At 68.5% G+C, this 10623-nt stretch carries 9 protein-coding genes; 5 read left to right on the top strand and 4 right to left on the bottom strand.

All coding sequences use genetic code 11. The features are described 5' to 3' along the window. Positions 1–79 precede the first annotated feature (79 nt). Both ACFTR6_RS10085 and ACFTR6_RS10090 read left to right on the top strand, forming a co-directional pair. Entirely contained in the window at positions 80–1117 is a 1038-nt protein-coding gene (locus ACFTR6_RS10085) for a universal stress protein (protein ID WP_377957800.1), read from the top strand. Between the two features lie 3 nt (positions 1118–1120). Then, positions 1121–3847: a PEP/pyruvate-binding domain-containing protein gene (locus ACFTR6_RS10090; protein ID WP_377957802.1), complete on the top strand. Its 2727-nt coding sequence runs from the start codon at positions 1121–1123 to the stop codon at positions 3845–3847. On the opposite strand, the gene ACFTR6_RS10095 is transcribed toward ACFTR6_RS10090, so the two are convergent. Continuing rightward, positions 3844–4503 (bottom strand): DedA family protein, encoded by a 660-nt coding sequence (locus ACFTR6_RS10095; protein WP_377957804.1) that lies wholly within the window; start codon positions 4501–4503, stop codon positions 3844–3846. The two genes, ACFTR6_RS10090 and ACFTR6_RS10095, sit on opposite strands and share 4 nt — an antisense overlap. 155 nt (positions 4504–4658) lie before the next feature. Here ACFTR6_RS10095 and ACFTR6_RS10100 point away from each other — a divergent pair, with 155 nt between their 5' ends. From ACFTR6_RS10100 to ACFTR6_RS10110, 3 genes are all read left to right on the top strand, one after another. Further along, the gene (locus tag ACFTR6_RS10100) at positions 4659–5816 is read left to right on the top strand and encodes an outer membrane lipoprotein carrier protein LolA (RefSeq protein ID WP_377957806.1); all 1158 of its coding nucleotides are present in this window, start codon (positions 4659–4661) and stop codon (positions 5814–5816) included. A 149-nt stretch (positions 5817–5965) separates the two neighbouring features. Further along, positions 5966–6904 (top strand): ABC transporter ATP-binding protein, encoded by a 939-nt coding sequence (locus tag ACFTR6_RS10105; protein ID WP_377957830.1) that lies wholly within the window; start codon positions 5966–5968, stop codon positions 6902–6904. After that, complete coding sequence (locus ACFTR6_RS10110) at positions 6891–7796, top strand: ABC transporter permease (RefSeq protein WP_377957807.1); 906 nt, start codon at positions 6891–6893, stop codon at positions 7794–7796. The genes ACFTR6_RS10105 and ACFTR6_RS10110 overlap by 14 nt, the downstream gene beginning before the upstream one ends. A gap of 65 nt (positions 7797–7861) precedes the next feature. On the opposite strand, the gene ACFTR6_RS10115 is transcribed toward ACFTR6_RS10110, so the two are convergent. The 3 genes from ACFTR6_RS10115 to ACFTR6_RS10125 all read right to left on the bottom strand — a co-directional run bounded on the left by ACFTR6_RS10115 (position 7862) and on the right by ACFTR6_RS10125 (position 10518). Next, on the bottom strand, positions 7862–8899 hold the full coding sequence (locus ACFTR6_RS10115; RefSeq protein ID WP_377957809.1) for a C40 family peptidase: 1038 nt from the start codon (positions 8897–8899) through the stop codon (positions 7862–7864). After that, positions 8866–9387, bottom strand: coding sequence for a hypothetical protein (locus ACFTR6_RS10120; RefSeq protein WP_377957810.1), 522 nt, complete (start codon positions 9385–9387; stop codon positions 8866–8868). The genes ACFTR6_RS10115 and ACFTR6_RS10120 overlap by 34 nt, the downstream gene beginning before the upstream one ends. A gap of 210 nt (positions 9388–9597) precedes the next feature. Further along, positions 9598–10518 carry a cation diffusion facilitator family transporter gene (locus tag ACFTR6_RS10125; RefSeq protein WP_377957812.1) on the bottom strand — a complete coding sequence of 307 codons (921 nt, stop codon included), beginning with the start codon at positions 10516–10518 and terminating at the stop codon, positions 9598–9600. Between the last annotated feature and the right edge of the window lie 105 nt (positions 10519–10623).

Consider the following 10623-nt stretch of genomic DNA (forward strand, 5'->3'; position numbering starts at 1 on the left):
GCCTGCCGGTTACGGTTAGTGATGCCGCTTCTGGCAGACTAGCCGCATCACCAGGCAGTATCGCGAGGAGGCGGACCGAATGGACGCACACGAATTGCATCCCGACCCGGCACGGGACGGCGGTGCCCGGCACGCGAGACCCGAAGGAATCGTCGTCGGCGTCGATGGTTCGGATCACGGCCAGTGCGCACTCGTATGGGCTGCCCGGGAAGCCGAACGCCGCCGTCGCCCCCTCCACATAGTCACCGCCTATTCAGTGCCCATCTTCGCCGCATCCGGCCTCGACGGCGGTTATGCCACCGTGGACGACTCCGTGATCCGCGAGGGGGCCGAGGCCATCCTGCAGCATGCCGTGGACAAGGTCTCCGGCTACAACATCGACGTCAGCGCCTCGGTCGAGAACGGGGACGCCTCAGGCGTGCTGCTCGACTTCTCCGAAACCGCCGAGCTACTGGTCTTCGGGACGCGGGGGCGGGGAGGATTCGTGGGGCGGCTCCTCGGCTCCGTGAGCAGCGCGCTACCCGCCCACGCCAAGTGCCCCACGGTGACGGTTCCGCTGATCTGCTCCGACCGGCTGGGCGAGACGACCCAGGACAAACACATCCGGGCGGAACAGGCCAAGGCCGGCCACGGCGTTGTGGAAAAGACAGTAGTGGTGGGCGTGGACGGGTCCGAGCAGGCTCGCGTCGCCGTCTTGGAAGCCGCCGAGCAGGCCGAACGCCTGGGAGCGCCGCTGCGGGTGATCTGCGCTGTACCGCAATACAGCGGATCGCTTGCGTGGGTTCCGGCCCCGCTGGACCGGGAAGCGCTGTTCGCCGATATCCAGGTCCAGCTGAAGGCCGGGGTGGCCTGGCTGCAGAGCCACTTCCCGCGCTTGACCATTGAGACCCGGCTGCTGGACGGTTCGCCTGTGGATGTCCTGGTAGAGGCCAGCCGGCACGTTGAGCTGATAGTGGTGGGAACCCGTGGCCGGGGCGGCTTCACCGGCATGCTCCTGGGTTCGACGTCGGACGGCGTCCTGCACCATGCCAAGAGCCCGGTGATGGTGGTTCCGGACCGGGAAGATCCCCGGCTCGCCGACCGTGCCAGCTTCGGACCAATGCTCGGCGCTTCGTAACGCATGAGCGGGCTGGTGCTCGGCCTGGGGGACCTCAGCGCCTCCATGCTGCCGCAGGTTGGCGGCAAGGCTGCCAACCTCGGCGAGCTGCTCGCGGCCGGCCTCCCCGTGCCTGAGGGGTTCTGCCTGACAACCGAGGCCTACGTCCAGGCAGTCGGGCCGCTCGGGCTCGCCGAGGTGCATGAAGCCCTGCGGGACACGCCGGCCGACGACCTGGACGCCCTCGCCGGCCTGGCCGCCAGGGCCCGCAGCCTGATCACGTCGGCGGAATTGCCGACGGCGGTCGCCGGGGAAGTGCTGGCGGCTTACCGGGCGCTGGACGGCGTTCCTGTCGCAGTAAGGTCCTCGGCCACGGCCGAGGACCTTCCCTTCGCCAGTTTTGCCGGCCAGCAGGACACGTACCTGAACGTCATCGATGCAGTTGCCCTGCTGGACGCTGTCCGGAAGTGCTGGGCGTCGCTGTGGACTGACCGGGCGGTGGCGTACCGCGCCAGCCGAAACATCGACCCCGCAACGGTAGCCCTCGCCGTCGTCGTCCAGCGCATGGTGGACGCGGAGGCGGCGGGCGTGATGTTCACTGCCAACCCGGTAACCGGCAGGCGCCGGGAGGCCGTGATCGACGCCAGCCCCGGGCTCGGCGAGGCCGTGGTGTCGGGCGCCGTCAACCCGGACCATTTCGTGGTGGACACCGCCTCCGGAGCCATCCTGCAGCGCCGGCTGGGTGATAAACGGACGGCTGTCCGGCCGCTGCCCGGGGGAGGCACCGAGCACGTTGACCAGGGGGCGGGGGCCGACCAGGCCCGGGCGGACACACCGTGCCTGACCGACGCGCAGATCCGGGAGCTGGCTGCGCTGGGGAGCAAGGCCGAGGTGCACTACGGCGCCCCGCAGGACACGGAATGGGCGCTCGACGGCGGCGGAAGACTCTGGCTGACCCAGTCCAGGCCGATCACCACGCTTTACCCCGTGCCGTCGAAGGCCCCGGCCCGGCGCGGCCCGGGGGATGAGTTGCGCGTCTACCTGTGCTTCAGCCTCGCCCAGGGCCTCACCCGGCCGCTGACCCCGATGGGACTTGCCGCCCTGCGGCAAATCGGCTCTTCGGTTACTGCCGCCGCAGGCTTTGACGTCCCGGACCGCCGCGGCGGGCCGCCGCCCTACGTCGAAGCCGGCCAGCGCATCTTTGTCGACCTGACGGCCGCCGCGCGGAGCACCGTCGGCCGCCGGATCATCCCCAGCGTCTTTGACATCATGGAAGCACGCTCCGCCAAAGTCCTCCGCAGCGTGTTCGACGATCCTCGCCTCTCTATCACCCGCCGCACGCCCTGGGGCCTGCTCAAGCATGTGGTCCCTGTCGCTGTCCGGTTCCGCATACCGGAGGCAGCGCTGCGGGCGCTGGTCCGTCCGGAGGCGGCGCTCAAACGGCTGAACCGCTTCACCACCGAGTTCAACGCCACGCTGGAACTGCCCGGCGGCGCTTCCCCGCGCCAACGGCTGGCCCACGCCGAGGACATACTCTCGCGGCTGTTCCCCAACCTTCCGGCCGTGCTCCCGCTGGCAGGCCTCGGCTTCGCTATGCTGGGCCTGGCCGGGAAGCTTCTGGGAGCGGGCAAACTCTTTGGTGCGGGCAAAGATGGTGCCGGGTCAAACAGCAACACTGACCTCCAGCCCGTGCTCCGCGGACTGCCCAACAACGTGACAACCGAGATGGACCTCGAGCTGTGGCGCGTCGCGACCAGCATCAAGGCCGACCCGGACTCGGTGGCCGTGCTCACCGGACATGCCCCTGCCGTGCTCGCCCACCGCTTCGCCGCGGGCGAGTTGCCCGCCGCGGCCCAAACCGGACTGGCCGGGTTCCTGGCCCTGTACGGGCACCGGGCGGTGGCCGAGATCGACGTCGGCATGCCCCGCTGGCGGGACGACCCCGCGCATATCCTGGGTGTCCTGGCCAACTACCTCCGGCTGGAGGATCCCGAGCGTGCCCCCGACCGCCAGTTCAGCAAGGCGGCAGCCGAAGCGGAGGCGCAAATCGAGCGGCTGGTGGCCGAGGCCCGTTCCAGGGGACGCCTCCGCGCCGTGGCCGTCAGGGCAGCGCTGCGCCGCGCGCGGCTTTTCGCCGGGCTGCGCGAACTTCCCAAGTTCCAGATCGTCCTGGCCCTGGCCGAAGTCCGGAAACAGCTGGCCGAAGTGGGCGCGGTCCTGGCGGAGCAGAAGCGGCTCGCCCGGGCGGACGACATCTTCTTCCTGGACTTTGCCGAAGCCCAGCAGGCGCTGGACGGGGCCGACATGCAGGATCTCGTGGCGCAGCGGCAGGGCGCCTACTATCTGGAACTGGAGCGGCGCCACATCCCGCGCATGCTGCTCTCCGATGGAACGGAACCCGAAACGCTGCTTACCGACGGCGGAACCGCCGCCGGGGCACTGTCCGGCAGCCCGGCGTCGGCAGGAACAGTGACAGCGCCGGCCCGCGTCATCCTGGACCCCGTGGGCGCCCACCTGGAACCCGGGGAGATCCTCGTGGCGCCGTCCACCGATCCGGGCTGGACCCCGCTGTTCCTGACGGCGGGCGGCCTGGTGATGGAGATGGGCGGCCCCAATTCCCATGGTGCCGTGGTGGCGCGGGAGTATGGCATTCCGGCTGTAGTGGGCGTCGCTGACGCCACCTCACTGCTCAGCACTGGCCAGGAAGTGACGGTCGACGGCGGCGCCGGCACCGTGGTGCCGCGCGCTTAGGAGCGGTCGTTGGCCGGTTTACCGCGCCGGATGTGCCGGACCACGAGCCACAGCACGAAAATGGCCAGCCCCGCGTAGACGGCGAAGTTGAGGTAGCGGGAGTACTGCTCAACCATCGAGTACTGCCGTCCCAGCAGTACGCCGAGGCCGATCAGCGCCCCGTTCCAGATGGCGGTGCCCGCGATGGTGAAGAGGCTGAAGGTGCCCAGGTGCATCCTTTCGGCACCGGCCGGCAGCGAAATGAGGCTGCGGACCCCCGGCAGCAGCCGGCCGAAGAAAATTGCGGACCTGCCGTGGCGGCGGAACCAGTCCTCGGCGCGTTCGAAGTCCTCCCGGTCCATCAGCGGCAGCTTGGACAGCCACCTGATCGAACGTTCCAGGCCCACCTTCGCGCCAAGAAAGTACAGCGCCAGGGCGCCCAGATAAGCCCCCAGCGTGCTGGTCACAAAGACCAGGGCCAGGTTCAGGGATCCCTGCCGGGTCAGGAACCCGGCCAGCGGAAGGATCACTTCGCTGGGAATCGGCGGAAACACCGTCTCGAGGAGCGTAAAAAGGCCCACGCCCCATTCCCCGAGCGATTCGATCGACTGGGCGGCGAAGCCCACGATGCCTGTCAGTTCATCGGCGGGACTGGATGTGGCACCGGGAATGCGCATTGGCTACGGGCTCCTGGAAGCTGGAAGACGGCGTCATACCCAGTCTGACCCACCGGCGGCTGCAGGGGGAAACGGACACTCCGCCGCGGGGCTGCCACAGGAGGTGCCGAGGCGTAACCTGAGGGTATGAGCTGCGACGTCGGAGCGGAGTTGACATGACTGCCATCTGGCTGCGGTGGGCGCCTGCCGTGGCCGTACCTGCCGTTATTGCTGCCGGAGTCCTGGCGGGGTCCTTGCCTGCGAGTGCCCGCGACCCGCTGCCGGAGAAGACGCCGGCCCAGGTCCTGGCGATGATCGAACAACACAAGACCACGTCCTTCTCCGGCACGCTGGAGCAGTCCTCCGAACTCGGCTTGCCCGATGTTCCGCAGGTAGGACCCACTTCAGGCGCCCGCACGGGTTCCCTCGCTGAGTTGCTGACCGGGCCGCACAGCGCCAGGGTCTACGTCGATGGACCAACCAAGGTGCGCATCCAGGTGATGGACCGGATGGCTGAGCGCGACGCCGTCCGCCAGGGCACCGAGCTGTGGCTGTACAACTCCAAGGACAACACGGCCACGCACGTCACGCTTCCGGCAGCGGCGTCGAAGGAATCACGCAAGCATGACATGCCGGCGGGCGTGGCAACGCCGGAGGAACTGGCCGCGAAAATGCTTGAAAAGCTGGACAGCAGCACTGAGGTGGCGGTGGCCGAGGACACCGAGGTGGCAGGCCGGGCAGCATACAACCTGGTCCTCACGCCGCGCTCGGATGTTACCCTGGTGGGCTCCGTGGCCCTTGCCGTGGACGGTGAGAACGGCATGCCGCTGAGCGTGGAGGTGCGGGCGCGCGGGCAACAGGAGCCTGCCTTCCGGACCGCGTTCTCCAGCCTGACGCTTGGGGCTCCCGACGCAGGCCTCTTCAACTTCTCCCCTCCGCCGGGTGCCTCGGTGAAGGAACTTGCAGTGCCGTCCCACAAGAAGGACATGGGCCACAAGGATCCGGCTGACAAGGATCCGGCCAACAGGAACCGGGGACACAAGGACCCGGCTGACAAGGAGCTGCGCGAGCACACCCCCACCGTCACCGGCACCGGCTGGGAACGGATCGTCGGAATTCCAGCCCCGTCTGTGTCCTCCCCGTCCCGTGACTCCGGCAGGCAGTCAGTGGACAAGCTGCTCAACGATCCGCTGCTGCGCCAGGCCACCGTTACCGTCGAGGGCGGCCGGGCGGTCTCCACCTCATTGGTCAACGTCCTGCTGACCGACGACGGCCGGACCTTCGTCGGTTCCGTACCCCTGGAGCGGCTCCAGGCCGCCGCAGCCGCGAAGTGACAGCCGCTCGTCGCGGTCCGGGTTCCGCAACTGACGCAGCTGCAGCTGAACCGCAAACCGGCGCGCCCGTTTTCGGGACGGCCGGCAGGCCAGCCGCAGAGACGCCTGCCATAGAAACGCGGGGGCTGAGCAAGCGCTTCGGCCACCAACTGGCGGTGAACAGCATCGACCTCGCTGTACCCCGCGGTTCCGTGTTCGGATTCCTGGGCCCCAACGGTTCCGGCAAAACCACCACCATCCGCATGATGCTCGGCCTCGCCGCCCCGACTGCCGGGGAAGTCCAGGTCCTCGGCTTGGACATGCCCCGTCAGCTGGATGAGGTCCTGCCGAGGGTCGGGGCTCTGGTGGAGGGCCCGGCCTTCTATCCGTTCCTGTCGGGTGCGGCAAATCTGCACCGTTTGGATGCAGCAGACCGCCATGCGGCACCGGCCACGCGCCGGGCACGGGTGGCTGAAGCGCTGGAGCGCGTCGGACTTTCCCACGCCGCCCGCAAGAAGGTGCGGGCCTACTCGCTCGGCATGAAGCAGCGGCTGGGAATCGCCAACGCGCTGCTGGCACGGCGCGAATTGCTGGTCCTGGACGAACCCACCAACGGGCTGGACCCGCAGGGCACGCGGGAGGTCCGGAACCTGGTGCGGTCCCTCGCAGCTGACGGCGCCACCGTGTTCGTGTCCAGCCATCTGCTCGCCGAAGTGGAGCAGATCTGCACGCATGCGGCCATCATGAGCGCTGGCCGGCTGGTGGCCCAGGGACCACTGCCCGAACTGCGGCAGGCCGGTACCGCGCAGCTCCGCCTGGTGACGCCCGACGCCGGTACAGCCTCGGGCGTTCTGACGCGCTTTGGTTTGTCCCCCATTGTGGGGCATCCGGACGGCGCGGACGCCGTCATCACCTCCAGCTTGCCTGTAGGCGGGGAATTCCCGGGGCCGGCCGGCGAACCACCCGCAAATGGAGGCGTGGCACCGGAAGCCATCGTCGCTGCCCTTGTGGCGGACGGCGTGCGTGTCCGCGGGTTCATGGTGGAGCGCGGCAGCCTGGAGGACCGCTTCGTGGCTTTGACGGGGGAGGGCTTCGATGTCGCACAGTGACCGTCCGGCGGAGCAGGAACCGGCAGTCGAGCAACTGCCGGTACGGAACGTGCCGGCGCCGGGGACCCGGCGCCGGGCATCCAGCGGCTCGCTGCTCGCCTCGGAGCTGAAGCAGCTGTTCCGCCGCCGCAGGACGCAGGCGATGCTCCTGGCACTGGCTGCAATCCCGGTGGTGATTGCCGTCGTCGTCCGTGTTTCTTCAGCTGTTCCCCCGGGGAGGGGGCCGGCCTTCCTGGACCGGATCAGCCAAAACGGGCTGTTCGTGGCCGTCACCGCGATGCTGGTATCTGTTCCGCTGTTCCTGCCCCTGACCATCGGCGTGGTCGCGGGCGACACCATTGCGGGGGAAGCAGGACTGGGCACGCTGCGGTACCTGCTGGTGGCTCCGGCCGGAAGGGTGCGGCTGCTGCTGGTCAAATATGCCGGGACGGCGGTGTTTTGCCTTTCCGCCCCGCTGGCCGTGGCGCTCGCCGGCGCGGGTATCGGCTGGGCGCTCTTCCCAGTGGGGCCGGTGGCGCTGCTCTCGGGCGACCTCGTGGAACCGGAGGAGGCGCTGGTCAGGATGCTGCTGATCGCCGCCTACCAGGCCGTGTCCCTGCTGGGGCTGTCGGCCATCGGGCTGTTCCTGTCCACACTGACCGACGTGCCCGTGGGCGCCATGGCCGCGACCATCGTTCTCTCTGTTGTTTCCCAGGTGCTCGACCAGCTGCCGCAGCTGGAGTGGCTGCACCCATGGCTGTTCACGCACTACTGGTTTGGCTTCGCAGACCTGCTCCGCCAGCCCATCGGCTGGGACTCGTTTGGTGACAACGCGCTCCTGCAGGCCGGCTACATCGCGGCCTTCGGGGCACTCGCGTACGGCAGGTTCGTGAGCAAGGACGTGCTGTCTTAGGGTTTTCCGTTTTGTGCCGGGATCAGCCCGGCTGGGATCAGCGGGCCGGGATCAGCCCGGCTGGATCAGTACCGTGCCGCGACCGGGTGCAGCTGCATGCCGGCCATCATGCTCAGGTCCGTAACGGTGATGCCCGCGGACGGGTTCAGCGCCTGGACCACCTTGCCGCCGCCGAGGTAAATCGCCACATGGTAGAAACCGGGGGCGGATCCCCAGACCAGGAGATCCCCGGGCTGGGCCTGGGACAGGGGAACGTGGACGGGTGCCTGGGCGAACTGCTCCGCAGCGGTGCGCGGAAGTTGCTTGCCGATGGCTGCGAACGCGTTCTGGACCAGGCCCGAACAGTCGAAACCGTAGGCGCCGGTGCCGCCGTACTGGTAGAAGTACGGCGAGCCCACCTTGGCCATGGCCACGGAAATGGCTGCCTGGTTGGAGCCGCTAGGAGACGGGGCGGGCTGAACCGGGGCAGGAGCCGGCTGAACCGGTACAGGGGCCGGGGCAGGTGCCGGCTGTGCCGGCGCGGGAGCCGGGGCTGGCCGTACGGGAGCCGGGGCCGGAGCCGCAGGCGCGGGAGCCGGGCGCACCGGGGCAGGATCGGCTGGGGCCGGAGCGGCAGGGGCAGGATCCCGCCGGGCCGGCGTCGCTGCAGGCGCTGAAGCGGCCCGGTCCACCGACGGCGCAGTCCCGCCGCCGGACGCCTCAGCGCTTCCTGCAGCTGCCTGGTCTGCCACGGCCTGGGCTGCGGCAGCACGTTCGGCGGCAGCAGTCACGGCGGCAAGGCGGGCCTGCTGGCGCTCGCGCTCCAGGCCGTCCACGCGGGCGGACTCCAGTGCCGCCGTCGTGTTGCGCAGCGTGGCGAGCTGCCCCACGAGGACAGTCCGCTGTGCCTTGGCATCCGCCACCGCCTTCGCCTGGGCTGCATTGGCCTGGTTCGCCTGGGCCTTGAGGGTCTCGGCATTTTTTGCGGCGTCGTCTGCCACGCGCTGCGCATCGGCGGCAGCGGCGGTGAGTGATTCTGCAGCGGCGGCGGTGGTTTCGGCTTCTGCGAAGGCCCTGCTTCGGCCGGCGGTCAGGGCCTGCAGCGTTGCAGCCTTGGCGAGCACGTCGCCCGTTCCGGTGACCAGTCCGCCAGCTCCGGATTGAGGCCGCCGTTCCGGTACAGGTCCCCGGCCAGCTGCCCCACGGCCTTCCGGCTCCTGGACTGTTCCTTGTCCGCGGCAGCGGCCCTTGCCGTGGCCACCGCGGCGGCCTCGGACCTCGTCTGCAGCTCTACGAGGGCGTTGCTGTAGGCGTTGTTGGCTTCGAGGGTACGCGCGAACGTGACCTCCTGCGCCGCCGCGGCGTCTGCGAGGATGCCCTCAATGTCGGAAACCTTTGCCGCCGTTGCACTTTCACTGGACTTGGCGGCAGCGATGTCCGCGGGGGAGGGGATCTCCGGTGCTGCCGGAACCGTCAGGGCTGCTGCCGCAAGGACCAACGAGGGCGTTACTGCAAGTGCCCGGTCAGCGCGTGCGGGTGCCGCAAGGGTTCCAAAGAGGACGACGGCGGTGCACAGGACCGCCGTCGTACGGCCAGAGCCGGTCAAACCCATTCGTAACCTCGCAAGTCAGGGCGGGGCGAACGGAACGGGAGGCAGCACGGAAATGCGCCGCAGGAGATGCCCAGCCCTCTGAGGTTAGGTGCCCTATTGCCACTTTGGCAACACTGGTCACATCAATAACATAAACAACAGCAGTGTCATTCGCCGGGAGGCGCTTGGGCGTGTTGCAATACCGCGGAAGCGCAAACCGCCAGCGAAACGTCAGGCGTGCTGGCGCGCTTCGTGCTCTGAGTGGCTGGCCGGTTCCAGTTGGAACGTGCAGTGTTCGGTGTCGAAATGCGAGCCCAGGCAGCTGGTGAGCTTGTCCAGGACCTGGTCCGTGCCCTTGGCGTTCAGCATCTCGTCCTCCACCACCACATGGGCGGAAAACACCGGCACGCCTGACGTGATGGTCCAGATGTGGATGTCGTGGACGGCCACCACGCCAGCCACCGAAAGGATGTGTTCGCGGATCATGCTGACTTCCACGCCCTTCGGGGTGGCCTCCAGCAGGACATCGACCACCTCGCGGAGCAGATGCCAGGCCCGGGGCAGGATCATCGCGGCAATGATCACGGACGCGATGGTGTCCGCTGCCAGATAGCCGGTGAACTTGATTACAAGGGCAGCGGCAATCACGGCGAACGAGCCGAGCAGGTCGCCGAGCACTTCCAGGTAGGCGCCGCGGACGTTGAGGCTTTCCTGCTGGGCCTTGCGCAGGATCAGCAGGGAAACGAGGTTCGCGGCCGCGCCCAGGACGGCGGCGTACAGCATGATGTCGGTGTGCACCTCGGGTGCAGAGCCAATGCGCCGGATCGCCTCGGTAAAGATGACTGCCGACACGACCACCAGGATCAGGGCGTTGGCAAGCGCGGCCAGCACTTCCGCCCGCTGGTAGCCGTAGGTCCGCAGATGGCTGGCCGGCAGCGCCGCGATCCAAGCGGCCATCAGGGCGATGAAGACACCGGCAGCGTCAGAAAGCATGTGGCCCGCGTCGGCCAGCAGGGCGAGGGAACCTGACAACAGGGACCCGACCACCTGTATCACCATCACGGAGAGGGTGATGGCCAGGACCGCCATCAGCCGGCTGCGATGCCTCCCCGTGGCCGTAAGGCTGTGGGCGTGGTTGTGGTCGTGTCCCATGCCTACAAGGCTAATACGAAAGTAAGGTTCGTCAGGCTGCGGTGGCCGGGGTGATGGTGACGTTGAAGCCTAGGCTGTTGAGTTTTTTGATGGCGTTGTTCTTGG

The organism is Arthrobacter sp. NPDC057009, from assembly GCF_042673905.1.
Taxonomy (GTDB): Bacteria; Actinomycetota; Actinomycetes; order Actinomycetales; family Micrococcaceae; genus Arthrobacter.